Annotated in this window: 27 protein-coding genes; 21 read left to right on the top strand and 6 right to left on the bottom strand. The window is 43.3% G+C overall.

From position 1 onward, the window contains the following. The 18 genes from MTN95_RS17500 to MTN95_RS17585 all read left to right on the top strand — a co-directional run bounded on the left by MTN95_RS17500 (position 1) and on the right by MTN95_RS17585 (position 15,589). A complete protein-coding gene (locus tag MTN95_RS17500; RefSeq protein ID WP_003220592.1) occupies positions 1–444 on the top strand; it encodes a phage tail tube protein in 444 nt (147 codons plus the stop codon). Positions 445–533: 89 nt separating this feature from the next. Further along, positions 534–980 carry a phage tail assembly chaperone gene (locus MTN95_RS17505; protein ID WP_014663652.1) on the top strand — a complete coding sequence of 149 codons (447 nt, stop codon included), beginning with the start codon at positions 534–536 and terminating at the stop codon, positions 978–980. Positions 981–1,021: 41 nt separating this feature from the next. After that, positions 1,022–1,162, top strand: coding sequence for a hypothetical protein (locus tag MTN95_RS17510; RefSeq protein WP_202852865.1), 141 nt, complete (start codon positions 1,022–1,024; stop codon positions 1,160–1,162). Further along, positions 1,163–6,319 (top strand): transglycosylase SLT domain-containing protein, encoded by a 5,157-nt coding sequence (locus tag MTN95_RS17515; protein WP_248339259.1) that lies wholly within the window; start codon positions 1,163–1,165, stop codon positions 6,317–6,319. Continuing rightward, entirely contained in the window at positions 6,312–6,971 is a 660-nt protein-coding gene (locus MTN95_RS17520; protein ID WP_105953647.1) for a LysM peptidoglycan-binding domain-containing protein, read from the top strand. Before MTN95_RS17515 ends, MTN95_RS17520 begins: the two co-directional genes overlap by 8 nt. Before the next feature lie 15 nt (positions 6,972–6,986). Beyond that, positions 6,987–7,964 carry an XkdQ/YqbQ family protein gene (locus MTN95_RS17525; RefSeq protein ID WP_248339394.1) on the top strand — a complete coding sequence of 326 codons (978 nt, stop codon included), beginning with the start codon at positions 6,987–6,989 and terminating at the stop codon, positions 7,962–7,964. Continuing rightward, positions 7,964–8,230 carry a DUF2577 family protein gene (locus tag MTN95_RS17530; protein ID WP_105953645.1) on the top strand — a complete coding sequence of 89 codons (267 nt, stop codon included), beginning with the start codon at positions 7,964–7,966 and terminating at the stop codon, positions 8,228–8,230. The genes MTN95_RS17525 and MTN95_RS17530 overlap by 1 nt, the downstream gene beginning before the upstream one ends. A gap of 58 nt (positions 8,231–8,288) precedes the next feature. Further along, the gene (locus MTN95_RS17535) at positions 8,289–8,714 is read left to right on the top strand and encodes a DUF2634 domain-containing protein (protein ID WP_105953644.1); all 426 of its coding nucleotides are present in this window, start codon (positions 8,289–8,291) and stop codon (positions 8,712–8,714) included. After that, positions 8,707–9,753 carry a baseplate J/gp47 family protein gene (locus MTN95_RS17540; RefSeq protein WP_101860755.1) on the top strand — a complete coding sequence of 349 codons (1,047 nt, stop codon included), beginning with the start codon at positions 8,707–8,709 and terminating at the stop codon, positions 9,751–9,753. The genes MTN95_RS17535 and MTN95_RS17540 overlap by 8 nt, the downstream gene beginning before the upstream one ends. Then, positions 9,737–10,315, top strand: a complete 579-nt coding sequence (locus tag MTN95_RS17545; RefSeq protein WP_044156235.1) for a YmfQ family protein — start codon at positions 9,737–9,739, stop codon at positions 10,313–10,315. Before MTN95_RS17540 ends, MTN95_RS17545 begins: the two co-directional genes overlap by 17 nt. Then, positions 10,312–10,584 (top strand): hypothetical protein, encoded by a 273-nt coding sequence (locus MTN95_RS17550; protein ID WP_105953643.1) that lies wholly within the window; start codon positions 10,312–10,314, stop codon positions 10,582–10,584. The genes MTN95_RS17545 and MTN95_RS17550 overlap by 4 nt, the downstream gene beginning before the upstream one ends. A gap of 2 nt (positions 10,585–10,586) precedes the next feature. Then, positions 10,587–12,695, top strand: coding sequence for a terminase (locus MTN95_RS21720; RefSeq protein ID WP_202852824.1), 2,109 nt, complete (start codon positions 10,587–10,589; stop codon positions 12,693–12,695). A 17-nt stretch (positions 12,696–12,712) separates the two neighbouring features. Beyond that, on the top strand, positions 12,713–13,039 hold the full coding sequence (locus tag MTN95_RS17560; RefSeq protein ID WP_105953641.1) for an XkdW family protein: 327 nt from the start codon (positions 12,713–12,715) through the stop codon (positions 13,037–13,039). Further along, positions 13,036–13,200, top strand: a complete 165-nt coding sequence (locus MTN95_RS17565; RefSeq protein WP_105953640.1) for an XkdX family protein — start codon at positions 13,036–13,038, stop codon at positions 13,198–13,200. Before MTN95_RS17560 ends, MTN95_RS17565 begins: the two co-directional genes overlap by 4 nt. 43 nt (positions 13,201–13,243) lie before the next feature. Then, positions 13,244–14,083 (top strand): phage-like element PBSX protein XepA, encoded by an 840-nt coding sequence (gene xepA, locus MTN95_RS17570; protein WP_105953639.1) that lies wholly within the window; start codon positions 13,244–13,246, stop codon positions 14,081–14,083. A 55-nt stretch (positions 14,084–14,138) separates the two neighbouring features. Beyond that, positions 14,139–14,408, top strand: coding sequence for a hemolysin XhlA family protein (locus MTN95_RS17575; protein ID WP_059352787.1), 270 nt, complete (start codon positions 14,139–14,141; stop codon positions 14,406–14,408). Between the two features lie 11 nt (positions 14,409–14,419). After that, on the top strand, positions 14,420–14,683 hold the full coding sequence (locus tag MTN95_RS17580; protein WP_105953638.1) for a phage holin: 264 nt from the start codon (positions 14,420–14,422) through the stop codon (positions 14,681–14,683). 12 nt (positions 14,684–14,695) lie between these two features. Beyond that, positions 14,696–15,589, top strand: a complete 894-nt coding sequence (locus MTN95_RS17585; protein ID WP_105953637.1) for an N-acetylmuramoyl-L-alanine amidase — start codon at positions 14,696–14,698, stop codon at positions 15,587–15,589. 36 nt (positions 15,590–15,625) lie between these two features. Here MTN95_RS17585 and spoIISC read toward each other — a convergent pair whose 3' ends face one another. The 6 genes from spoIISC to steT all read right to left on the bottom strand — a co-directional run bounded on the left by spoIISC (position 15,626) and on the right by steT (position 20,096). Further along, positions 15,626–15,763, bottom strand: a complete 138-nt coding sequence (gene spoIISC / locus MTN95_RS17590; RefSeq protein WP_125825426.1) for a three component toxin-antitoxin-antitoxin system antitoxin SpoIISC — start codon at positions 15,761–15,763, stop codon at positions 15,626–15,628. An 83-nt stretch (positions 15,764–15,846) separates the two neighbouring features. After that, entirely contained in the window at positions 15,847–16,017 is a 171-nt protein-coding gene (locus tag MTN95_RS17595) for a type II toxin-antitoxin system SpoIISB family antitoxin (protein WP_024121090.1), read from the bottom strand. Next, positions 16,017–16,763 (bottom strand): type II toxin-antitoxin system SpoIISA family toxin, encoded by a 747-nt coding sequence (locus MTN95_RS17600; RefSeq protein WP_105953636.1) that lies wholly within the window; start codon positions 16,761–16,763, stop codon positions 16,017–16,019. Before MTN95_RS17600 ends, MTN95_RS17595 begins: the two co-directional genes overlap by 1 nt. A 109-nt stretch (positions 16,764–16,872) precedes the next feature. Further along, a complete protein-coding gene (locus MTN95_RS17605) occupies positions 16,873–17,874 on the bottom strand; it encodes an inorganic phosphate transporter (protein ID WP_024121092.1) in 1,002 nt (333 codons plus the stop codon). 12 nt (positions 17,875–17,886) lie between these two features. After that, entirely contained in the window at positions 17,887–18,504 is a 618-nt protein-coding gene (locus MTN95_RS17610) for a DUF47 domain-containing protein (protein ID WP_010333926.1), read from the bottom strand. 275 nt (positions 18,505–18,779) lie between these two features. Then, positions 18,780–20,096, bottom strand: a complete 1,317-nt coding sequence (gene steT / locus MTN95_RS17615) for a serine/threonine exchanger (RefSeq protein ID WP_099042852.1) — start codon at positions 20,094–20,096, stop codon at positions 18,780–18,782. 394 nt (positions 20,097–20,490) lie between these two features. Here steT and MTN95_RS17620 point away from each other — a divergent pair, with 394 nt between their 5' ends. The 3 genes from MTN95_RS17620 to MTN95_RS17635 all read left to right on the top strand — a co-directional run bounded on the left by MTN95_RS17620 (position 20,491) and on the right by MTN95_RS17635 (position 24,852). Continuing rightward, entirely contained in the window at positions 20,491–21,441 is a 951-nt protein-coding gene (locus MTN95_RS17620) for a ring-cleaving dioxygenase (RefSeq protein WP_248339262.1), read from the top strand. A 255-nt stretch (positions 21,442–21,696) separates the two neighbouring features. After that, the gene (locus tag MTN95_RS17630) at positions 21,697–23,868 is read left to right on the top strand and encodes a mannosyltransferase YkcB-related protein (RefSeq protein ID WP_248339264.1); all 2,172 of its coding nucleotides are present in this window, start codon (positions 21,697–21,699) and stop codon (positions 23,866–23,868) included. A gap of 12 nt (positions 23,869–23,880) precedes the next feature. Next, entirely contained in the window at positions 23,881–24,852 is a 972-nt protein-coding gene (locus tag MTN95_RS17635; RefSeq protein ID WP_105953633.1) for a glycosyltransferase family 2 protein, read from the top strand. The last annotated feature ends 176 nt before the right edge of the window (positions 24,853–25,028 follow it).

Below are 25,028 nucleotides of genomic sequence, written 5' to 3' on the forward strand. Positions count from 1 at the left end.
ATGGCATTAAAAGCACAAAACACGATTTCAGGAAAAGAAGGACGCTTATTTCTCGATGGCGAAGAAATGGCGCATATCAAAACATTTGAAGCAAATGTGGAGAAAAACAAGTCTGAAGTAAATATTATGGGCCGCCGCATGACAGGCCATAAAACAACAGGCGCAAATGGAACAGGCACAGCGACGTTTTACAAAGTCACATCAAAATTTGTGATCCTCATGATGGATTACGTCAAAAAAGGCAGCGATCCTTATTTCACCCTGCAGGCTGTGTTAGATGATAAATCTTCCGGAAGAGGAACGGAAAGAGTCACGCTTTACGACGTAAACTTCGACTCCGCAAAAATCGCCAGCCTCGATGTCGATTCAGAAGCATTAGAGGAAGAAGTTCCGTTTACATTTGAAGACTTCGACGTGCCTGAAAAGCTTTCTGACACGTTTTAATCAAAACTGAACAAGCCATAAACAGACCTTTCTCAGAAAGGTCTGTTTGTAAATGATGAAATCAATTTAAAGATAAGGGAGTTTTTTACATGAGCGAGAAGAACGAAAACGTATATGATCTTTCCTTTTTTATGCCGGGAAAAACAATCGAAGCCGAAGAAATCAAAGTGCCGATCTCTAAGCGTTTTGTTGATAAAAAAGGGAATATCGTACCATTTATTTTCAAAGCGATCACGACAGAGCGCATTGACGAACTGGAGAAAGAAACTACAACTTATAAAAATGTAAAAGGCAGAGGCCGTGTAAAAGATTTAGACAGCCAGCGCTTTTATGCCCGAATCGCAGTGGAATCGACAGTCTATCCGGACTTCCGTTCAAAAGATCTTCGAGAAGCTTACAAAACGGCCGACCCGGTAGAAGTAGCGAAACGTGTCCTGTCTGTAGGAGGCGAATACGCAAACTGGCTCAACAAAGCAATTGAGATTAATGGATTCGAAGACGAATTAGAAGACCTGGAAGAAGAAGCAAAAAACTAATAAAAGATGGGCATAAAGAAGCCGTGTATCTCTACTATGCGATGCACGAGCTTCATTATTCTCCATCAGATTTATTAGAACTGTATGAAGCGCCCAAAAACTTTAAGGCGCTGTTGTATGGGCTGATTGGGTATAAGCTGGATATCCTTGAAAAACAAGCAAAGAAAGGAGGGGCATCGTAATTGGCAAAGCTGACAGCAAGATTTGAAATGGAAGACCGTGTAAGCAAAAAGTTAAGAAAGATACAAAATGGGTTTAGAGCGCTTGAAAAGTATAGAAAAATGGCGCAGCGAAATAGCTCTATAGATATACGAAAAGAAAGCAAAACGGTGTTAAGGACAATTGACCGCATACAAAAATCAATAAAGAAAAAGCTTGGCGCCCAAATGATTTCCATTTCAGCTGAGAATAACGCCAGCACTGTCATTCAGAAGGTTCAAACTGAATTGCAGGGATTGCCGTCATCGGTATCTATTAAAATTGGCGCTAATGATCAAGCGACAGAAAAGTTTGAACGATTAAGAGAGCTCGTTGCGGGTTTTAAAGGCTTTACGATTATGCTGAGTGCAGAAGATCAAGTTTCTCCGGCTGTGCAAAAAATACAGCGTTATATGGAAACCGCACTTCAAAATGGTTACTCTGTTACGATACGTGTGATTGATCACGTCATGAAAACAGTCGGCCGCATTTCAGCAGGCATTGATGCACTTACACAAAAAGATAACCAAATTCAGCTCACTTTGAATGATCAGGTATCAAAAAAGCTGGATGAACTTCAGAAGAAAATTGATAGCTTTGGGAAACTAAAGACAGCTGAGAAAACAGCTCCCTCATCAGCTAAGAAAGCAGAGAGCAAAAAGGGAGAAGAAAAAGAAGGCGGTTCCTTCTGGGGAAACCTCGTTGAAGAAGGCAAAAAGAAGATCAAAGAAAAGTTAGATGAAAAAGTAACTGAATATAAAGAAGCCGTTATTGATCGTGTTACCCAAAAATTTGAAAAGTTTAATCCAGAAAAAATACTTGATGATAAGTTTTATGCTTTATTAGATAAAGTGTTCGGTCCCGAAGAAAAAACTCCGGCAGAAAATGCGGGCTGTTGCTGCAACGGGCTGAATCCAGGATCTGGAGGAGCCGCAGAATCAGGAGGCGGAGGCCTTTTAGATTCGTTTATCAGTGAAGGTACAGCCGGTATCAGCAATGCAATTGAGGAATTAAAAAGTACCTTCTTGAAGGAATTTGAACATTTTACACCCGAATCGATCACCTCAAAATTAGAATCATACACAGAATCCATTACATCTAAAATGACCGCACTAGCTGAGAAGTTCAGTCCGGAGACGATTTTAGCAGAGCTCGATAAGTTCACAAGCTCCTTCATGGGAAAAGTGGATGAGATCGCGACAAAGTTTAGTCCGGAAACGATTTTGACAGAGCTGGATAAATTCACAACATCGTTTATGAGTAAGGTGGATGCAATTGCGGTAAAGTTCAGCCCTGAAACGATTTTGACAGAGCTGGATAAGTTCACAAGCTCCTTTATGGGAAAAGTGGATGAGATCGTGACAAAGTTCAGCCCTGAAACGATTTTGACAGAGCTGGATAAGTTCACATCATCGTTTATGAGTAAGGTGGATGCAATCGCGACAAAGTTCAGCCCTGAAACGATTTTGACAGAGCTGGATAAGTTCACAACATCGTTTATGGGAAAAGTGGACAAAATCGCAAGTAAATTCAGTCCTGAATCTATTTTTAAGCAACTGGACAAATTTACGGATTCCTTTATGAAAAAAGTAGACGATATTGCAAGTAAATTCAGTCCTGAAGCCATTTTTAAGCAACTGGATAAATTTACGGATTCCTTTATGAAAAAAGTAGATGATATCGTAAGCAAATTCAGCCCAGAAACCATTTTTAACGAACTGGATAAGTTTGCGGATTCCTTTATGAAAAAAGTGGACGATGTCGTAAGCAAATTCAGCCCAGAAACCATTTTTAACGAATTGGATAAGTTTGCAGATTCCTTTATGAAAAAAGTGGACGATGTCGTAAGCAAATTCAGCCCAGAAACCATTTTTAACGAACTGGACAAGTTTACAGACTCCTTTATGAAAAAAGTGGATGATATCGCAAGTAAATTCAGTCCGGACGCGATTCTCACTAAAGCAGAAGACTTTGTAACAAATATTGTTGACAAAATCTCTGAAAAATTCAATTTCCTCAACCCAGATAAAATCGCGAATAAAGCAGAAAAGTTTTTTGATAATATTGTCTCAAAAATCGCGAAAAAATTCGAGAAATTCAGCCCTGATAAAATTATTGAAAAAGCGGGAGAGTTTTTTGAAAAGATTATAAAAGGCATTGCTGAAAAACTGGGGAATCTGGATTTTGGAGGACTGCTTGGCGGCAAATCCAGCGGAAGCAAAGGCAAACAAAAAGCCTCAAAAGCCAATACAAATCACTCAACTTCAAACAACTCAAACCGCACTAAAAAACCTTCTATGAACCAAAAAGCGTCAGGTTCTAAATCGAAGAAGTCAGGCGGCAAATGGGGCGGGGCTTGTGGATGTTGCTGTGCCGGAATCAGTACAGGCAAAAGCAAAAAAGTCAAAAATAGAAACGGTTCATCAAACAAGGGCAATAAATCAAATCCTGTGAATACGCCTAAATCGGCAAAAGCAGCTAAAGGCGGATCAGGCAAAGGTTTTTCAGGCCTTCTGAAAACATTGGGAGAATCAAAAGGTTTGAAGGGTGGACTGAAGGGCTTAAAAGGAGCCGCAAAAGGAATACCGGGATTAGGCGAAATTTTGTCTCTTACTGACTTAGCCGGAATCAATAAGGATAATGCCGGTGAAAAAGTAGGTTCAGCCGGCGGAGGTTTAGCCGGAGCAGCTGCCGGAGCGGCTATTGGAAGCGTTGTGCCGGGAGTCGGAACCGCTATTGGCGGTGTTGTAGGAGGAATTGCCGGCACTTTCGGCGGTGAAAGTTTAGGGAAGGCATTTGATGGTTCAGAAGCGAAGGAAAAACTAAATGAGACGTTATTTGATGAAAAATGGTGGTCCGAAAAATGGTCAGGTATTAAGACGAATGCTAAGGATACTGTTAGTGGAATGGGAGATACGTGGTCTAATGTAAAAGACACAGTCAAATCCACTTTGTTCAATAATGAGTGGTGGTCTGAAAAATGGGAAGGTACAAAAGGCTGGGCGAAGGATAAATGGGATAGTGCATCAACAGTTTGGGAATCAGTAAAAGGAAAGATGAAATCTACCTTATTTGATCAGAAATGGTGGTCTGGGAAATGGGAAGGTGTAAAAGGCTGGGCGAAGGATAAATGGGATAGCGCATCAACAGTTTGGGAATCTGTAAAAGGGAAAATGAAATCTACCTTATTTAATGAAAAATGGTGGTCTGGAAAGTGGGAAAGTGTAAAAGGCTGGGCAAAAGATAAATGGGATAAAGCAAAGTCAATATGGACAAATTTTAAAAGTTCTATTTCGGATACTCTTTTCAACAAAAAATGGTGGAGTGATAAGTGGTCCAGCGTTAAAGAATTAGGATCCAACATTTTAGGTGGAGTAAAAGAAGTTGGTGGTAAAGTAGCATCAGGTGCGAAACAAGCTGCCAATAAAACATGGAACTTTGTAAAAAGCGGAGCAAATTATTTATTTGGGACTGAGGAGAAAAAGACACAGAAACATGCCACAGGCGGCTACATCACAAAACCAACCATCTCATGGATCGGTGAAGCCGGCAAGGAATTCGTTATCCCAGTTGATAACAACCGAGGCCGTGGGAAGATGCTTCTTTCACAAGCGGCGTCTAAGCTAGGTATGCAAGTCGTAGACGATATGGGAACCGCTTCGTCTTCTGCTGGAAGCCCGGTATCTGTTTCAAGAGGAGCTGCTGCAAGTCCGTTATCAGGATCAGCCTCTCCATCAATGGACACTGCAAATCTGACAGGCCAAGGGTCCACACTCGGACAGCAATTTTCAGAAGGCTTTGGTAAAGGCATCAGCAATCAGCCGGTCAAAATGGAAGATTGGAAAAAGAAAAACATCAATATGCCATTTACACAAATGATTTCTTCTTCACCAAATTACGGAAAACAGATGGTAAGCGGCTATGCTAAGGGGCAAAACAGCACAGCAACCGGAACAGACGGCTTTTTACAATCAAAAGTCAAAACACCGTTCCAAGCTACTGTAAACAAATCTTCATCATGGGGAAGCAGTACAATCAAAGGATTTGCTTCAGGACAAAATAGTTCCCAAACCGGTACCGATCAATATGTAAATACACATGTGAATAAGCCGTTTTTGAGATCTAAAGAATCATCAAACAGCTGGGGTAGCGGCATGATTGGGAATTTTGTTTCAGGTATGACTTCAAAGGCAAGTGAAGTCCATGAAGCCGCCAAAGAACTCGCGAAAAAAGTTGAGACGGCTTTCCGTGAAGAATTAGATATCCATTCGCCTTCTCGAGTTATGATGAGTCTCGGTCGCTTTGCATCTGTCGGGGTAGTAAAAGGATTGGGTTCTGTCGATGTGAAAAAATACGCTGAAAAGCAAGCCGGTTCACTGGCAGCTGCTTATTCCGGAATGGGTGCAGTAGGGGGAAATGTGAAGCAGTGGCTTATGGCTGCAATGATGGCCACAAAGACACCATTAAGCTGGCTTCCAGGATTGATGACGATTGCTCAGCATGAATCAGGAGGCAACCCGAACTCTATTAACCTGTGGGATAGCAACGCGAAGGCGGGAAATCCATCACAAGGACTCATGCAGACAGTCCCGAACACTTTTAATGCACATAAAGCACCGGGCATGGGTAACATTAGAAATCCGATTCACAACGCTGCTGCCGCTATCGGCTATATCAAAAGCAGATACGGCTCAATTGATAATGTACCTGGCATTAAAAGTCTGAAACGTGGCGGTCCCTATGTCGGTTATGCCAACGGCGGACTGATCACAAAAGAACAAATTGCCCGTGTCGGGGAAGGAAATAAACGTGAATGGATCATTCCGGAGGAGCGGGGCATACGCGGCCGCTACCTCCTTCAGAGAGCAGCGCAAGCTCTGGGTATGGAAGTGACAGATCCGTCTCAATCCCAGCAGTCTGAGCTTTCTTCAGGACAAGTATCAGCAGCCGTTACTTCCGGATCCCGGCAAACGGTACAAACAGCCGGAACGAAAGAAATAAAGATTGAATTCAATGGCGACCAGCATTTTCATAACGGACAGGATACAGACAGTCTAGTAGCTAAAATCAGGCAAGCATTACTTGATGAATTACAAAAAGACATTAACACCGGAACAAAGGGGGTCGTGGCTTTTGACTAAGTCAGTCTATGAATTTTGGATATCACAGGGGAAGGAAAAGCTGCGATTTCCCGTTCTTCCCGAGACAATTGACGTATCTAATAGCTTACAAAATGACTCAGTAAAAATAACAGGGCTGGGTGAAATCACATTTATTGAAGAGCCCGGAGCTAAAGAAATCTCTTTTTCTTCTTTTTTTCCAAAAAAGTATAGCCCGATAGCTGAATATCAGAATATCCCTTCTCCAGAGAACGCCTTTGTTAAAATTGAAAAATGGATGAAGGCTAAAAAGCCTGTTCAATTTTTAATTACGGGAACAAAAATAAATATGACATGCAGCATCGAAAGCTTTAAATACAGTGAAGGAGACAAAGAGATAGGAGATAGGGATTTTGATATTGTACTGAAAGAATACAAAACCGCTTCCCCCCGAAAAATCAAGCAAAAGAAAAAAACAAAGGCAAAACGTCCGTCAAAGGCCTCTCCGAAAACCTATACAGTAAAAAAGGGAGACACGCTTTGGGACATTGCCGGCAGATTTTACGGGAACAGCACGCAATGGCGCAAAATTTGGAACGCCAATAAAACAGCGATGATCAAGCGAAGCAAACGAAATATCAGGCAGCCGGGCCACTGGATTTTTCCCGGTCAAAAATTAAAGATACCGCAATGAAGCAGGTGATGTATGATGATAGAATTGTTCGTCATTAAAGATACAGAATGGCTTGAGCTGGTAGCGGAAAGCGTGTCGCTGGAGGGGCACCGATATCAAGCGCCGCGCTCCATAGAAGCGACCATCGTCATTAAACAGGGCGACCAGAAATATTACAGCGTCACAGAAGGAGATACCGTCTTGTTTAAGTGGAAGGGAAAAGAGCTTTTCCGCGGGATCGTCTTCGCCCGAACGCCTGATGAACATACGCTTGCCTTCAGTGCGTACGATATGCTGCAATATCTGGTCAAAAATCAGGATGTGTACGTGTTTTCCAATCAGCGTGCTGACCAGATGATCAGGAGGATCGCCAATGATTTTCAAATTCCGACAACCTCTATTGCGAACACAAGTCATACGATCAAAAGCCTTGTGATTAAAAATGATACGAGCCTGTACGACATCATATTGAAGGCTTTAAAACAGACAAAGAGCCAGACGGGCCGGAATTATCAGCTGTATTCGGAAAAAGGAAAGCTGGGTCTGCGCGCTTGGCCAGATCCATCAGAGGTATGGGTGCTGGAAACAGGTGTCAATATTACGGGCTACCAATACAGCACGTCTATAAATGATACTGCTACACGAGTCGTGCTGCGCCGCCAGAAGGATAATAAGACGTATAAAGCGTCTGCGAAGGACAGTTCAGGCTTAAACAAATACGGCGTGCTTCAATATACGGAGACCGTAACAGACGAAATTAACCAGGCGCAGCTTCAGCAGAGGGCCGACGTACGCCTTGCTGAAAAAAAGGGCGTAAAAAAAGAACTGAAAAATATTCAGGCCATCGGCATTCCAGAAGTGCAGAGCGGCTTGCCTGTCTATATATCCATTCCGGAGGCCGGAATTAAGAAAACGTATTGGGTAGATACAGACCGGCATGAGTTTAAAGGAACGAAACATACGATGACCATTGATGTTGTCGAAAAGAATACGATGCCGGAAGGGGTTTCCTGATGAGACTGAGTGAAGCCATCAAACATTTGGCCGTCGGTGCGGTTGATGCTGAATCTCCGGTGGAGCTGCTCCCAGCTGAGGTGGTTTCGGTTTCTCCTGTTGAAATCAAATTAAAAGAAAACAGCAAACTGATCATACCGGCTGACGCCCTCATCATCCCAAAACGGATGCAGCCCGGAGGAGATGATGCACTCGAGCTGGGGGATCGCGTCATGACTGCAGCTCTGACAGGCGGACAATCGTTTTTTATTTTAGATAAACTGTAAACAAAACCGCTTCGGACGAAGTGGTTTTTTATTTAGCATGTATAAAGGAGTGGGCATCATGGCCCTGACACCAGAAGTGGAGTTTGAGGATATTGAAGATGACGGCGAAGTCATTGAAACCTCGCAAACCTACAAAATAGATTTTGAAAACGGAAGAATTACAAATGAGCTGATTACCGGGATTGAAGCAATCAGACAGTTTGTGTATATCGCCTTACAAACTGAACGATATGCGTATTCAGTTTACAGCCATAATGTCGGAAATGAGCTTCAGGACGTGCTTACAGATCATGAGACGACTGATGCCTACAAAAAAATGGAGATTCCAAGGCTCATAGAAGAGGCACTTGTTTATGATGACCGTATTTCCGCTGTAACAGACTTTGAGATAGAAAAACAAGGCGATGCGTTTCATGTTTCCTTTGTAGTCGAGACAGATGAAGGATCGCTTGAGATTGAGGAGGTGATTGGCGAAGATGTTTGAGGATCAGACCTTTGAAGAGATTATGGAGCGTATGCTGAACAGCATCTCCGCAGATATTGACACGAGAGAAGGCAGTGTTATTTATAACGCATTAGCCCCGGCGGCAGCCGAGCTTGCGAAGTCGTATATATGGCTTGATACCGTGCTTGAGCTTGTGTTTTCTGATACTGCGCAAGGAGAGTTTTTGGACCGGCGCGCTGCGGAAGCGGGGATTGAACGGACAGCTGCAACAAAGGCCGTGAGGGCAGGGGAGTTCACAGCTGGCGTCAGAATTCCTGAAGGCTCCCGCTTCTATGTGGACAATCTTTATTTTCAATATACAGGAGACGGGACGCTTGTCTGTGAAACGCCGGGAGAAGCAGGAAACGCCAATCTGACCGGACGCAATCTGTTGTCACTGGATACCATCCCGGGATTGGAAAAAGCGATTGTCAAAGAGATTCTGATTCCGGGGCGTGAAGAAGAAGGAGACGATAGTTTAAGAGAACGGTATTTTACGAGGGTTCGGCGTGAGGCTGTCAGCGCCAATAAAATGCATTATAAAGAGTGGGCTGAAGAAGTGGACGGGGTTGGAAAAGCAAAGATCTTTCCGCTTTGGAACGGAGACGGGACGGTTAAAATTGTCGTCACGAATGCAAATCTTGAACCGGCTTCTGAAATTTTAATTCAAAAAGTGAAAGACTATATTGACCCTGAGCCCGGTCAGGGCGAGGGGCAGGCGCCAATCGGAGCCGTTGTCACAGTGGAAAGCGCGGTCTGGAAGGAAGTTGAGATTTCTGCCGAGGTGCTTCCGGAAGTCAATCACTCGATTGATGAAGTAAAGACAGAAATTCAAGAAGGCGTTTTAAATCTCTTTAAGAAAATGGCATTCGAAGATAACATTATCCGCCTTTCTCAAATTAATAACATCGTCTATAATTCGCCGTCTGTCAGTGATTATTCAAATATTAAAATCAACGGCACTTCCGAAAATTTAGTGCTGAGCGACGTAGAAATCCCTAAGCTTGGGCAGGTGAATATCATTGAGCAAACAAGATGACATGATTTCATATCTGCCGCCGTTTCTCACCAGCTTAAAAGAAATGTCGGAGCTGCTGAAAGCGGAAGCACCTGAGTTTGATCAGCAAAATAACAGCATATTTGATCTGACAGACCAGTTATTTGTGCCAACAGCAACATGGGGGCTTAGCCGCTGGGAAAAGATTTTAAACGTGCCGCGGGAATCGGGAGACACCGATGAAATCAGGCGATTGAGGCTCATTTCAAAAATGTCGAACATTCCGCCGATCACCTACCGGGCCATTGAGCAGGCGGTGAACCGTTTCTTAAAAAAACCGTCGGCACAAGTCCGCCTGCTGCCCGGTGAATACCGCTTTAATGTAGACATCAATATTGATGATCTCCAGCACATGAATGAGCTGATCGAAGCATTGGAAAATATGAAGCCGGCACATCTGGCGTATACGCTCAGAGGCGGATTAAATGAGACGCTCCAAATAAAGGACACAGTCATCCTGAATCACCGAAGATACCGAACAGCCAGTGAGCTGAAGGTCGGTTATTCTGTCACCCTTAACAATAATGAGGTGGTCTTAACTTGATTTCAACCATATACAGAGAACGTACAGCTGCCGATCTGAAAAGCAGGATTCATCACGTGCTGCTTAACGGACAAGAAACAGAAATAGTGGAGCTCGCCATTGAAGGAGCAATAGTGACCGTTCTGACAAAACGTGAAGAAGACATCAAACATATAGAAACGGTACAAATTTTAGACGAGCTGGGCAACATCATTACAGAAAGAAAAACAGACCTGGACGTCAGTGAAAATCGAACACTCGATTTCAGATTTACCTTTGAGGTGGTGTAAACATGGCATACGAAGAAAAAACAGACTGGCTTCCGGACGATCCGATCAACGAAGATGACGTCAACCGCTGGGAAAAAGGAATAAAAGACGCCCACACAGACCTGGCCGCCCACAAAAACGACATGAACAACCCCCACAACACAACAAAGGCGCAAGTCGGGCTGGGGAATGTGGATAATGTGCAGCAGGCCGCAAAGAAGGATTTTGACCAGCATGAGCAAGATCAGGTGAGGCATATTACAGAGGAAGAGAGAGTGAAATGGAACAGCGGACAGTTATCTAAGATTACAAATGATAATGGACAACCTATGTTCAATATCACGAGTGATTTCCATACGGAACTGTTGAACTATCCTACATTGACTTATTTTTCTTATACTGGCACGCCTCTAAATTCACCAGGCGGCTCAGGAAGAGGATTTTGGACTTGCAGTGACAGAAAATTAAATGGTCATGTAATTGTGATGACAAATGATAATAAAACTTTCCGTAAAACTCTCTTAAACGGCAACTGGTCAAATTGGATCGAATTAGAGACGACGGAGGGCGCTCAAACAAAAGTGAACGCTCATGCAGGTAAGGCGGACATACATGTCATACAATCAGACAAAGACAAGTGGAATAACAGTCAGCTTTTTAAAGTCACAGCAGATAACGGTCAAGCCAAAATATACTTAAGCGAAACAGATGATTTCCATGAAATTGTTCCGAAGAACACTGGAATGGTTCATTTCACCTCAATGTCAAAAACGTTAAATGGTCCAGGTACTTCGGTCAGGGGCATATGGACAATCAATGCTGCCGGTGATTACGGTCAGATTATCGCTTTTGATAATGCTAATAAAACGTATCGGAAAACGATATCAGGTGGAAACTGGTCCGAGTGGATTGAATTAGAGACAACAGCTGGGGCAGAGGCAAAGGTATCTAATCATGCTAAGGATTCAGTAATACACATTACATCTGCTGAGAGAAGCAAATGGAATGGAGCTCAGCTTACTAAAATAACAAGCGATATAGGAGGGGTGACCATTGCAGCAAACGAAGGAGAGGACATTCTTCAAAAAATAATTGATCAAGGTAGAGGCATGGGCACATTTTATGCACATGGAAAAGCTGTAAATGCTCCATCTCCATTTTCAATTAGAGGCGTATTTCATTTGACTAGCCAATCAACCGACGGTAAAGGTATGTTTGGTTGGGTCTTTGCTACTGATTACAGAAACAATGTCTTTACGAATTATTATGATGGAAGCACTGTTGCATGGCAAGGATGGAACAAGGTTGAAACTGAAACCAGCGCACAAGCTAAAGCGGATAAAGCTTTGTCTAATGCTAAAAACTATGTTGACACAAATTATACAAATCAAAAATTAACTGTGCTTACCGGCTCAAATGCAATCCAAGATGCGAGAACAAGCGGAAATGATTACCCAGCTGGTATTACTTTCATGGACATAGGAGCCAATAACACAACAGGATACCCGCTTACTTATGGAATTGTAAAAAATGAAAAGCATAGTAATTTTCGATTTGCTCAGTATTTTTATGGAACTGGAAATGAATCTAGCTCCAACTTTACTAACACAGGTTCTTGGATCCGCCATTGGTGGGCAGATTCAGGCTGGACAGCTTGGCATAAAATTTCTGGATTCGCTCATGCATATATCCGAACTACAGGTATTCAGTATCTAGATAAAGCAGCCCATACAAAAATTCAGTTCAATCACAAAATAAAGGATAGTCATAATGCTTTTGATACAAAAAATAGTAGATTCGTTGCTCCTAATGATGGAATGTTTTTAGTAGGAGTTGGCCTGTATATGATAAATACACCGGCTTACATCAATTTTCATTTGAAACTCTATCTAAATGGATCATTGTATAAACCAATAGACCATAAGAGAGGGGACTTTGTTGATAAGGAAAGTGAAATGTACCTTGACTTAAATGGTAATGTAACCGTTCCTATGAATAAAGGTGACTATATAGAGATATATTGCTATTGCAACTATCATGGTGATGATAGAAGGGGTGTATCCGATTATAACGAGCTATACAACTATATAGACATTCAAGAACTTGGAGGACTGAACTATCCTACAGTATAAGTATAGGAGGAAAAACGATGATCGCAGAAGCAATCATGTATAAATACCCCAATGCAGATCCAACAAAAGATTTTATCGTTCAGAATGACGGAGAAGGGTCTTATATAGCTGAATGGAACCTGCGCGCCCCGATCCCGACGCAAAAAGAACTCGAATCTTGGTGGGAAGAACTGCAAAAAAAACCGCCGTACGAGCCGCCTGATCAGGTGGAGCTGCTTGCTCAGGAATTGTCGCAAGAAAAGTTGGCACGCAAGCAGCTTGAAGAGCTAAACAAAACGTTGGGGAGCGAGCTGTCAGATATAAAGCTTTCATTATTATCTTTGAAAGGAGAGAGTGCTGAATGAATTATTGGGTGCTTGCCTTATATTATGATTGGGCGACGACAGATATGGTGAAGCAGGCCATACAATTCAAAGACTGTTCTAAAGAGGATCTGGCAGAAGGCGTGAACAAAAAGCTGATCACTTCTGACCAGTATGAAGAAATTACCGGTAAAGCCATGTAGGCTTTTTTATTTTGCTCGTTTTTACATGAAAAGGAGGATAAAAATGGTCAAGTATCAATATGAGTTTCCTCTCGATAAGACTGGAAAAGCTGGAGCTGTGAAGCCGTATAGAGGAGAAAAAAACGATTTTGTCACACCTGTTTCGAATCTCTCAGGTGTAGCGGAGATTTTAACAAATGCCGCGTTAAAGGCCACTGAGGCATACAGTCAGCTCGGGCAAGACCGGCTTGGCGCAGTTCTGATTTCGAAAGTAAAGGGGTGGGCGTATGCAGATCGTGAAGGCACGCTCTTTATAGAGGAAAGCGACAATAACAATGTTTGGACAACGACAACAGCTGTCAATGTTGCTGCAGGTGTTCTGACAGCGACTGACTGGGTGTATATCACGAAACGCTATTACCGATTTCGGTATGTTAACGGCAATCTCCAGCAATCGGAGTTTGTGTTATATCAATCAGTCGGCGCAGGTGAAATGGACGTACGCTTAAATGAAAATCTTCCTTTGCAAATTGATTTGAAGGAAAACCAAACAGACGATGGGCGGCTGAAAGTGGAAGCTGGCAAAACGTTTGACTTTGTTTTTCACGAAAATGCCGAGTCCGCCGGCGAAGGTGCTGCTTTACCCTTGGACGGTGCCGCGCATTTACTCGTTGAAGTATTTGGCACAGCGGAAACGAGTGAGGTGAAATTTTGGGGGAAATCTGTGTCAGGACAGAAACTTCCAATCAGAGGCGTGAAATCGGATGATGCTTCTACCGCTTGCAGCACCTTAGGCAAGGATGAGGCTTGGTCCTTTGATATTAAAGGCTTTAAGGAGATCGTGATGGAGATTGCCAGCATGAGCGGCGGGAGTCTATCAATTAAAGGAACCGCGGTCTCTTAACCATTGCAATTGGCCTCGGAAAGGAGGTGATCCGCATGTAAAGGAGGAGTGAATGATGCAGCAAGACATAGATGTTAATGTCTTTCAGCAGGATTTAGCAGACATAAAAGGTGAGCAAAAAGCGCTCGAACAGAGAGTTTCCGCATTAGAACGCGTGTCTGACCGGCAAGATCAGCAAATCATGACGCTGAACGAAAAATTAAACAAAATTGATGAAAATACAACATGGATTAAGCGCACCATCACTGGTGCCATCATTACAGCAGTGTGCACAGGGATCATCGGCGGAGCCATCGCCATTATGTACAACCTGCTGCAGCATTAAGGGGGATTATCATGAAAACGTATGATAAAGGCACGGTCACTAGGACGGTGCTTCTTTTGCTTGCGCTCATCAACCAGAGCATACTGATGTTTGGCAAATCACCATTGGACATACAGGAAGAGCAGGTGAATCAGCTTGCAGATGCTCTGTATTCAGCAGGATCAGTGATCTTCACAATTGGGACAACACTAGCAGCTTGGTTTAAAAACAACTATGTAACAGAAAAAGGGAAAAAGCAACGCGACTTGTTAAAGGAAAATAATCTGACGAAATAAGGAGAGATGAAAATGGTTAACATTATTCAAGATTTTATTCCGGTCGGTGCAAATAACCGTCCAGGCTACGCGATGACACCTCTTTATATTACCGTACACAATACAGCGAATACGGCAGCAGGCGCCGATGCCCAAGCGCATGCCCGCTATTTGAAAAACCCTGATACGGCGACAAGCTGGCATTTTACAGTTGATGATACAGAGATTTATCAGCATCTGCCGTTAAATGAAAACGGCTGGCATGCAGGAGACGGGAACGGAAGCGGCAACCGGGCTTCTATCGGGATTGAAATTTGTGAAAATGCGGATGGCGACTTTGCACAAGCAACAGCTAATGCCCAGTGGCTGATCAAAACATTGATGGCTGAACACGGTATCAGCCTCGCTAACGTCGTGCCTCACAAATATTGGTCAGGGAAGGAATGCCCTCGCAAACTGTTGGATACGTGGGACTCGTTTAAAGCGGGAATTGGCGGCGGCGGGAGCCAAACTTACGTCGTAAAAAAAGGTGACACACTTACATCCATAGCGAGAGCGTTCGGTGTCACTGTTGCTCAGCTGCAAGAGTGGAACAATATCGAAGATCCGAATCTCATTCAGGTTGGTCAAGTGTTAATTGTAAGTGCTCCATCGTCCGCTGCAGAGCCAGAACTCTATCCGCTCCCTGACGGTATCATTCAGCTGACTACACCATATACCTCAGGCGAACACGTCTTTCAAGTGCAACGAGCGCTGGCAGCTCTCTACTTTTATCCTGATAAAGGAGCTGTGAACAACGGAATCGACGGCATTTACGGGCCGAAAACAGCAGACGCGGTTGCGCGTTTTCAGTCTGTTAACGGTCTACCCGCCGACGGTATCTATGGACCTGCGACAAAAGCGAAGATCGCAGCTCAATTAAGCTGATGAAAGAACATAATAATCCCGGAGTTGCTCCGGGATTTATTTTTTCTTCTTCAATTTTTTTAAAATTCCTGCACTCCGCTCCCTCACCCGAAGCGAATACCCGGAAAAGCCAAACCTCCCGTAATCAATAACCTTCACACGCCGCACCAATTTTTTCACTGTATCACCTGACATTATCCTCTGTTTGTTTTATTATATGTAGCCCCTTAAGAAAAGGAATAAGGACAAGAGCTGTTTCTCTTGTCCTTTTAGTGTGATCATGCTTTTTTTCGTTTATACTCATCAATCAGCCGTTCGTTTTCTTTGAAGATTCTTGCTGTGTGCGGACTGACTTGATAGCTTGCAACACTGGTGGTTGAACGTTTTTTCAGGATTTTAAACGGTTTCTTTGCCCGCGGATGGCATCCGTTTTGAAACGCGTTTTCCATTATCCTTCACCTTCCTCCTCAATTGGCAGCACCAAATCATATATGCTCGTTAATGATGTGAATAGCAAATAATCAAATTCCGTTACAATGCTGTCAGACGTCAGTTTGATGACATAGCTCTGTGTCTCGATTGTAAAGGGAATGAGCACTACTTTTCCATACTGGTCGTAATAGACATCCTTTCGATCCAGCCTCGTTTGCACGTCAGCGGGATCCTCCATGTGCTCGGTTAACCGGTCTTTATCAGGCTGTGTCGAATAGTGACAAAGGCTGGCCGTCAGATTCATTTTATCAGCATAGGTTTTCAGCAGTTTATCAATTCCTTCAGCATATGCTTCTATACTTCCATAATAAACATGAATCGGTTCGTTTTTCAATAGATATTGGTATGTTTTCAGCCGATCGAGATACATGTGGAGCATTTCGTTGTTTTCTTCGAGAATTTCTCTTGTGTCTGTTTCCAGTTCACTGCCGGCCAGTTTTTTCACATAAGCGCTCAAAAAGATAAAAGCGTCAATTAAAGCAAAGCTGACAGCGACAATGACATACCGTTCCCAGTTTGTGAACAGGGAAGAGGGATCATATGTCCAGTATATCATGGCACCAAAAACAAATAGCAAATACCATGTTTTTCGGATGGCGGACATTTTTTCTTTGACCTTCGCTTCGAACCGCCACGTGGCGTATACGTATAAGCCTAAAGCGGCCATAGTGCACCAGACCATGATTTGAAACAATAAAAGCATACATCAATCCCTCGCATCTGAAATAGGTTCTGATTATTGTATTCTAGAAATGCGGCTGGTTTTCCTGTTTCATCAAAAAAACCGCTCCTTTGACAGAAGCGGTGAAACATTAAAAAATCATATTTAAGATAAAGTAGGCGATGGCACCAAGTGTCGCTGAAATCGGAAGCGTGATGACCCATGTAATGAGCATCCGCTTAGCTGTGCCCCAGTTTACGCCTTTTACCCGGTGTGATGCACCGACGCCAAGGATTGATGAAGAAATGACGTGGGTTGTACTGACCGGCAAATGAATAAATGTGGCGCCGAAAATAATGGCTGCCCCGGTTAAGTCAGCGGATACACCGTTTACCGGACGAATCTTCATGATTTTTCCGCCAACGGTTTTAATGATTTTCCATCCGCCGATTGAAGTTCCGAGACCCATGGCTGTCGCACAGGCGAATTGCACCCAGGTTGGAATATCATTAGCAGAAGTATGTAAATTTGCTGTGATGAGAGCCATTGTGATAATTCCCATTGCTTTTTGCGCATCGTTTGTTCCGTGTGTATAGGATTGCAGGGCAGCAGTTATAATCTGCACTCTGCGGAATTGCTTGTTCGTTTTCGCCAAATTGCTGTCTTTGAAGATCAGCTTGACGATGCTGTAAAGAATATAACCAAGGACAAAGGCAATAATTGGTGATAAGATGAGTGCCTCAATGATTTTAATGAAGCCCTTATAATTTAACGCAGTAAATCCGGCTGCCGCAACGGCTGCACCGGCAATCGCCCCGATGATGGCATGGGATGAGCTGCTTGGGATGCCGTAATACCAAGTGAGCAGGTTCCACGCTATTGCTGCGACTAAAGCAGCCAAAATAACAACAGAGCCATTTTCCAAAGTATAAGGGTCTACAATATCTTTCGTAATGGTTTTGGCAACACCTGTAAACGTCATTGCTCCGACAAAGTTCATCACTGCCGCCATTATAATGGCATGGCGCGGTTTCAACGCTTTTGTTGATACTGAAGTCGCAATTGCGTTCGCGGTATCATGAAACCCGTTGATGAAATCAAACGCCAGAGCAAAAATGACTATTAGTATCGTTAATATAAATAGAATATCCATTTTTACCCCTCGTTACGCGTTTTTCATAATAATGGTTTCAAGATTATTGGCAACACTTTGGCACGAATCGGCAATTTCTTCAAGTGTTTCGTAAATTTCACGATATTGAATGACTTTAATTGGATCTGTTTCATTTCCGAAAAGATTCTTTAATGATTTTCTGTGCAGGTTGTCACAGCTGTGCTCATACTCTTTAATTTTGATCGCGTGAGGCTGAATATCCTTTAAGCGGTTTTCTGCCAGCAGCTCAATTGTAATCAAAATTTCTTTCGCGCATTCTCTGATGTATCCGCTGAATTTATCGATATGCTCGTCTGATGAAGTGATTGAGAAAATCTCCATCATGGCAGAGAAATGTTCGATTCCGTCAAGCACATCATCCAGGCTGTTTGTCAGCTGAAGGATATCCTCGCGCTCAATAGGAGTGATGAATGCTTTGTTAAGCTCTTTGATCATGACATGAACATGATTGTCACCTTTTGTTTCATATTCCTTTAACGTATCTGCAAACTCTTTAAGCGTCGTTTGGTTAGTGACCTTAAAATTCAAAAAATATTCTGCAGTTTCGTCTATGTTCTTTGCAATTTCTGTTAAAAGGAGTGAGAACTTATCTTTTTTTCTTCTTATCATTAAAAACCCTCCATAGTTTGAATGAACAATGCACACATCAAATTATTATATAGCCTTTTGTCGAAAAAAAACAGGAAAAGTCGAAAAAAACGCGGCTTGACTTTTTTGATAAAACGTGTCTCCTTATTTTGGCCTACTTCACCTCAAAAAAACGAACCAAGTTTGCAAAATCTTTCTGGTTAACGTAAAAAGTATATCAAAAGTTGTGTTTTTTTTGTCAACATTTATCTTCTGATTCACCAAAAAACGGTTCCCTAAACAAGGGAACCGTTTTTTTAGCTGGCTTTTCGTTTTTGCATCCAATAATACACAGGGAGTCCGGCCAGACCGATGAGAATTGATAATCCGCAGCTTAATGTGTCTGTAATGAGTGTGCTTCCCAATACAAAGAATGAACCTGCGATCGCCAATATCGGCATGAACGGGTAAAGCGGAACACTGTAAGCACGCGTTTTTCCCTTTGTTTGTTTGCGAAGAATAAATACTGCAAAAAAGGCCATCACATAAAAGATATAGATCATAAAAATAGAGATTTCAGAAAGCTTATCAGGATTACTGATGAGCATCAGGATGATCGCCACAGCGATTTGGAAAGAAATCGCAATCCACGGTGTGCGGAATGTCGGGTGCACGCGGGACAATTTCTCAGCAAAAGGCAGCTGTTTTCGTTCTGCCATCGCAAAGGTCACACGCGGGAAAGAAAGAACCTTTCCGTTTAAACAGCCGAAGATGCTGACAATAATTCCGATACTGACCAGCTTTCCGCCGATTGAACCGAACAGCATGCTGGCAGCAGTGCTTGTCGCATTTTCTCCAAGTGTCACAATTTCGTTTGCGGACAGGATATGCAGCAGCGCAAAATTAATGAAGATATAAATGGCTGTTACGATTAACAGTCCGCCAGTCATTGCGCGAGGCAGAAGCTTTTCAGGATTTTTCATTTCTCCGCCGAGAGCCGCAAGCAGGATCCATCCGTCATAAGCAAACAATGTGGCCAAAATGGCTGCTCCGAAATTCATATCAGAAATGCTTTCGTTTACTGCCGTAAAGATATGCTGATCGCCTTTCCAAAGGCCGAAAATAATGATACAAGCAATCGGAATCAGCTTTCCGACCGTAGTCAGCGTTTGAACAAAACCGCCGTATTTTGTACCGATAATATTAATTACACATAAAAAGATAACTGCGATAATACCGATTACCTTTGATAGTCCTGAACCCCAGCCGAAAAGATTCGCCATTAAAGATCCAAAATATAAACCGAGTGCCCCGATAATCGCCGGGCCGTAAATAATGATCTGCACCCAGCCGCATAAAAATCCCCAAAACTCGCCGTATACTTCTTCAAGGTACGTATAAAGTCCGCCTGTTTTCGGAATCTGCGTACCGATTTCTGCAATCGTCAGTCCACCTGCCAGCGTTAATATACCGCCCAACAGCCACGCAAATAGCGCAGTTTTTGAGTCTCCTGAATAAGCGAGCACAGCACCGGGCTTCATAAAAACGCCGGAACCGATAATGGTTCCAATAACAAGAGTAAGGGCAAACAAGAGGCCTATCTCTTTTTTTAAACCGTTTTCTTCAGTATGCATGTCCTTAACCTCCTATGATGAAGCTTCGTGATGAAGAATCTATTTTTCATATTGTAAACCCTATTTTAGAAAAGTGAAATAAAATAAATTTTCTGATTTTCGATATTTGCTTTATTTCCATTCGTGAAATCTGTGAAATCGTCTATTTACTATCTCTTGAAACGAATAAAATTGAGGATAATCTTATCTAAAGTTCGTGTTTTGCGAAAGGTGTTCAAGCGGAGAATGAACACATTAAACGGCTGACAGCGGGACTTAGCAGGATGCCGGACCTAGATGAAGCTGATATGTTGACTTTCGTATGTGAATAAAATACCTTGTAATTAGGAAAATAAATATACATCTTTAATATAATATCTCGAAATCGAGATAAATTGACCTGGAGGGACAGCATATGAAAGTCAACGGCATTCACCACGTGTCCGCATTAACAGCTGACGCGCAAAAAAACTTAGATTTCTATAGTAAAGTATTAGGATTAAAACTCGTCAAAAAATCCGTAAATCAAGATGAACCGACGATGTACCATCTATTCTACGGAGATGAAGTGGCAAATCCGGGAACGGAACTGACGTTTTTTGAGATTCCCCGCATTGCGCCGTTTCATGCGGGAACAAACAGTATTTCTTCTATTGGATTGCGTGTTCCAAGCACAGAAGCGCTGCATTACTGGAAAGAACGTTTTGAAGAGCATCAGGTGGCGCATAGCGGCATCGCCCAAAGAGCCGGACGTGGCATATTGGCGTTCGAAGATCATGAAGGACAGCGCCTTGTGCTGACTGCTGATGAGAAAGGCAAAGGTTATGGTCTGCCTGTTAAACAAAGCGGCATTCCGGAAGAATTTTCATTTCGCGGGTTAGGGCCTGTTGAATTGACAGTGCCGTACGCTGAACCAACATTACATGTATTAACCAATATTCTTGGGTTTACAGAGATCAGCCGAGAGCCGGTTGAAGGACAGGGGACAGCGGTCATTTTAGAATCTGGAGAAGGCGGTGCGGCCACAGAAATCCATTTAATTGAAAGAAATGATCTTCCGCGCGAACGTCAAGGAAAAGGAAGTGTCCATCATGTCGCATTTCGCGTGAGAGACGAAGAAGAGCTTGCCGGATGGCACCGCATCATCAGCCGGGAAGGCTTTAGCAACTCAGGCATCGTTGAGCGCTACTATTTCAAGGCGCTGTATTTCAGAGAACCGAACGGCATTCTGTTTGAGTTATCTACAGACGGTCCGGGCTTTATGGTTGATGAAGAAATTGATGAGCTTGGCCAAACCATCGCTCTTCCGCCATATCTTGAGCATAGAAGAGAGGAAATCGAAGCAAGACTGAAGCCGATTCAATAACGATATATTGTGATTCTTTGCCTTCCGGCGTCACCGGAAGGCTATTTTTGTTCAAAAACGGCTTACATAAATAGCGTGGTTGATTAGGTACAAAATATCAGAATTAGATCAGGATAAAGGCCCGAAAACTTTTGCTTTTATGGACTGATCGTATGAATTGATTTTGGCAAAAATATTGCCTTTGTTTATTAATAGTTTTTTCACATTTGCTTGTTACACTATTTCAAAGTTACACGAAAAGGAGTGAAGACACACGTGGAAAAGAAAAAACGCGAGCTGGACATCTTCCTGATTCTCATTTTGCTCGCATCTGCATTTTTAAATATCTATAACATCTGGAATGATGATACGGTGAATCCTTATTACACCGCTGCAGTCACAAGTATGATGCAAAGCTTTCATAATTTTTTCTATGCCTCATTCGATGCGGCGGGGTTTATAACGGTTGATAAACCGCCCATTACGTTCCAGATACAAACCATCAGCGCACTTATATTCGGTATGCACGGCTGGAGCGTCATCCTGCCTCAGGCACTTGCTGATGTAGGTTCTGTCCTTTTAATGTATCTGTTAATAAAACCAACATTCGGTAAGACGGCAGCAAGAATTGCCTCTTTCATCATGGCGTGTACACCGATTGCGGTGGCTGTGGCCCGGACAAACAATGTTGATGCATTACTGGTATTTTTCTTATTGCTGGCTACATGGCTTCTCTTTAAAGCCATCAGAAAAGGAAAGCTGATCTGGCTGTTAGCAGCATTTTTCGTCGTTGGTGCAGGTTTTAACACAAAAATGCTTCAAGCTTATATGATTCTACCGGCTTTCTTATTGTTCTACCTGATTGCGGCAAATGCCACAATCAAGAAAAAAATCATTTCATTAGGAAGCGCATTAGTTGTATTAGCGGCAGTTTCGTTATCATGGCCGCTCATCGTTGACAATATCCCTGCCAGCAACCGCCCTTATGTCGGAAGCAGCCAGACCAACTCTGTTTTGGAATTGGCTTTCGGATACAACGGAATTCAGCGGCTGACAGGGCAAAATTCCGGCGGCGGTCAGGGCGGGTCAAGCGGAGACACAGCAAAAGAAATGCCTTCTGCGGAGAACCGTTCATCTGACGCTCAGGCACCGCCTAATCAGTCATCAAGCAGCAGCCCATCAAACGATGACAAATCTGCAAATGGCAATATGACGGCACCGCCATCCAATGGGGAAATGCCAAGCAGCGGTCAAGGAGGCCCGCCAAACGGCGGAGGAGATGGCGGACAAGGCGGACCTGGCGGCGGAGGTAAGGGCGGTTCAGGCGGATCGAAAATGCAATCAGGTACAGGAATGTTCGGAACGGGAACACCTGGCCCGCTTCGGCTCTTCCAACAAGAACTATCTGATCAAATCAGCTGGCTGCTGCCATTTGCGCTTTTTGGAATTGCAGGCTTGCTGATTGCAGGCGCGAGAGAAAGAAGAAGATTATCAGTTGAGCAGAAGGAGACGGTGTTCTGGGTTGCATGGCTTGTGCCGATTGCCGGATTCTTCAGCGTAGCAGAATTTTTCCATCATTATTATCTCATTATGCTGGCGCCGCCGATTGCTGCACTTGTCGGAGCTGGATGGGTTGCGCTCGTTCAGCTATACCGAAACCATACAGGCTGGAAGTCTTGGCTTTTGCCGGCGGCGATGATTGCCGCAACAGGATTTGAATTGTTTATTCTGAGAAACTACAACGATCAAATCGGTGTTGGATGGAGTATCGGCGTAGGGGTTATCGGTGCGTTATCTGCCATTGCTCTTTTGATTTTTAAACAGCGCCAAAAACCGCTCACATATTATATATCACTTGCAGGTCTTCTCGTATTGCTTGTGATGCCGATTTATTGGGCAAGCACACCTCTCCTGTACGGAGGAAACAGTTCTCTTCCTGAAACAGGGCCGCAGCTCGCTTCAAGCAGCGGAAAAGGCATGGGAATGAACGAGTCGAGTGTAAATGAAAAATTGATTGAGTATTTAGAAGAAAACAACTCCGGAGCGGAATATTTATTCGCCACAACTGATTCAAACACAGCGGCTCCGTATATTATCAAAACGAAAAAGGCCGTCATGACGATCGGCGGATTCAGCGGTTCTGACCCGGCCATCACGCTGACTCAATTTAAAAAGCTCGTAAAAGAAGGAAAAGTGAAATACTTCTTGGCTTCAGGAATGGGGAAAGGCGGAAACAATGAAATTGTCGAATGGGTTCAAGAAAACGGCAAGAAAGTTTCTTCTGATAAATGGCAGTCAAGCGCTGATCAGCAGACATCATCTGATCAGACTGATTCATCAGGTACGGCAAGCGAGAGCAACGCTTCAGGCCAAACCGGCAAAATCGGCGGCGGGCCTGGCGGAATGAACCAGTCAGCTGCATTATACGAACTACATGCTGATGAATAGGAGGAAAAAAACATGAGCAGACATATTCAATATTCAATTGTGGTACCTGTGTATAATGAAGAGCTTGTCATTCATGAAACCTATCAGCGCTTAAAAGAGGTCATGGATCAAACGAAGGAAAACTATGAACTGCTATTTGTCAATGACGGCAGCAAAGATCGCAGTATTGAGATTTTAAGAGAACACAGTTTGATTGATCCGAGAGTGAAAATCATTGATTTTTCCAGGAATTTTGGGCACCAGATCGCAATTACAGCGGGAATGGATTATGCACAGGGGAATGCAATCGCCGTCATTGACGCCGATTTGCAGGACCCTCCTGAGTTAATTTTAGACATGATTGAAAAGTGGAAGGAAGGCTATGAGGTCGTATACGCCGTACGGACAAAACGAAAAGGGGAAACCTTTTTCAAAAAACAGACAGCGGCCATGTTTTATCGGCTTCTCAGCAGCATGACAGATATTGATATCCCGATTGATACCGGGGATTTCCGTCTCATGGACAGAAAAGTCTGTGATGAAATGAAAAAATTAAAGGAAAAAAACCCTTTTGTCCGAGGACTGGTCAGCTGGGTAGGCTTCAAACAAACGGCAGTTGAGTATGTACGTGATGAAAGGCTTGCCGGAGAAACGAAATACCCGCTTAAGAAAATGCTGAAGCTTTCAATGGACGGCATTACGACATTTTCACATAAACCGCTGAAGCTGGCAAGCTATGTCGGGGTCTTAATGTCAGGCGCAGGATTTCTGTATATGTTTATCGTACTGTATTTGAAGCTGTTCACCGACAGCACCATTACCGGGTGGTCATCGCTTATCGTCATCCAGCTCCTGTTCAGCGGCATCGTGCTTCTGATACTGGGCATGATTGGTGAATATATCGGCAGAATCTATGATGAAGCCAAAGACCGGCCGCTTTACATCGTACAGAAATCGTACGGGATTGAAAATAAAAGACTCTATAGAGACCAGCATATGTCCTAACCTGAAACCCCTGTCCATTACGGACAGGGGTTTTTTATGTTCTGCATGCTGATCAAAGTAAAAGATGCTGATAGGGAAGGAAGAAGGGACTGTGAACTTTTCAGTGCAGTGCCTGTTATGTTTTATAGAATACTTGCCCCCAGTGTAACTCCCTATGCCAATGTTGATGCAGGAAG

The sequence above is a fragment of the Bacillus sp. 2CMS4F genome, from assembly GCF_023161785.1.
Classification (GTDB): domain Bacteria; phylum Bacillota; class Bacilli; order Bacillales; family Bacillaceae; genus Bacillus; species Bacillus halotolerans.

What these genes read in the sequence shown, in the direction of transcription:
- spoIISC (WP_125825426.1), bottom strand. Translation starts at nt 15,763, where the DNA reads ATGTCAGGTGATACAGTGAAAAAATTGGTGCGGCGTGTGAAGGTTATT.
- MTN95_RS17605 (WP_024121092.1), bottom strand. Translation starts at nt 17,874, where the DNA reads ATGGATATTCTATTTATATTAACGATACTAATAGTCATTTTTGCTCTG.
- xepA (WP_105953639.1), top strand. Translation starts at nt 13,244, where the DNA reads ATGGTCAAGTATCAATATGAGTTTCCTCTCGATAAGACTGGAAAAGCT.
- MTN95_RS17575 (WP_059352787.1), top strand. Translation starts at nt 14,139, where the DNA reads ATGCAGCAAGACATAGATGTTAATGTCTTTCAGCAGGATTTAGCAGAC.
- MTN95_RS17610 (WP_010333926.1), bottom strand. Translation starts at nt 18,504, where the DNA reads ATGATAAGAAGAAAAAAAGATAAGTTCTCACTCCTTTTAACAGAAATT.
- MTN95_RS17580 (WP_105953638.1), top strand. Translation starts at nt 14,420, where the DNA reads ATGAAAACGTATGATAAAGGCACGGTCACTAGGACGGTGCTTCTTTTG.
- MTN95_RS17560 (WP_105953641.1), top strand. Translation starts at nt 12,713, where the DNA reads ATGATCGCAGAAGCAATCATGTATAAATACCCCAATGCAGATCCAACA.
- MTN95_RS17565 (WP_105953640.1), top strand. Translation starts at nt 13,036, where the DNA reads ATGAATTATTGGGTGCTTGCCTTATATTATGATTGGGCGACGACAGAT.
- MTN95_RS21720 (WP_202852824.1), top strand. Translation starts at nt 10,587, where the DNA reads ATGGCATACGAAGAAAAAACAGACTGGCTTCCGGACGATCCGATCAAC.
- MTN95_RS17500 (WP_003220592.1), top strand. Translation starts at nt 1, where the DNA reads ATGGCATTAAAAGCACAAAACACGATTTCAGGAAAAGAAGGACGCTTA.
- MTN95_RS17585 (WP_105953637.1), top strand. Translation starts at nt 14,696, where the DNA reads ATGGTTAACATTATTCAAGATTTTATTCCGGTCGGTGCAAATAACCGT.
- steT (WP_099042852.1), bottom strand. Translation starts at nt 20,096, where the DNA reads ATGCATACTGAAGAAAACGGTTTAAAAAAAGAGATAGGCCTCTTGTTT.
- MTN95_RS17535 (WP_105953644.1), top strand. Translation starts at nt 8,289, where the DNA reads ATGGCCCTGACACCAGAAGTGGAGTTTGAGGATATTGAAGATGACGGC.
- MTN95_RS17530 (WP_105953645.1), top strand. Translation starts at nt 7,964, where the DNA reads ATGAGACTGAGTGAAGCCATCAAACATTTGGCCGTCGGTGCGGTTGAT.
- MTN95_RS17505 (WP_014663652.1), top strand. Translation starts at nt 534, where the DNA reads ATGAGCGAGAAGAACGAAAACGTATATGATCTTTCCTTTTTTATGCCG.
- MTN95_RS17620 (WP_248339262.1), top strand. Translation starts at nt 20,491, where the DNA reads ATGAAAGTCAACGGCATTCACCACGTGTCCGCATTAACAGCTGACGCG.
- MTN95_RS17635 (WP_105953633.1), top strand. Translation starts at nt 23,881, where the DNA reads ATGAGCAGACATATTCAATATTCAATTGTGGTACCTGTGTATAATGAA.
- MTN95_RS17600 (WP_105953636.1), bottom strand. Translation starts at nt 16,763, where the DNA reads ATGCTTTTATTGTTTCAAATCATGGTCTGGTGCACTATGGCCGCTTTA.
- MTN95_RS17540 (WP_101860755.1), top strand. Translation starts at nt 8,707, where the DNA reads ATGTTTGAGGATCAGACCTTTGAAGAGATTATGGAGCGTATGCTGAAC.
- MTN95_RS17510 (WP_202852865.1), top strand. Translation starts at nt 1,022, where the DNA reads ATGCACGAGCTTCATTATTCTCCATCAGATTTATTAGAACTGTATGAA.
- MTN95_RS17525 (WP_248339394.1), top strand. Translation starts at nt 6,987, where the DNA reads ATGATAGAATTGTTCGTCATTAAAGATACAGAATGGCTTGAGCTGGTA.
- MTN95_RS17595 (WP_024121090.1), bottom strand. Translation starts at nt 16,017, where the DNA reads ATGGAAAACGCGTTTCAAAACGGATGCCATCCGCGGGCAAAGAAACCG.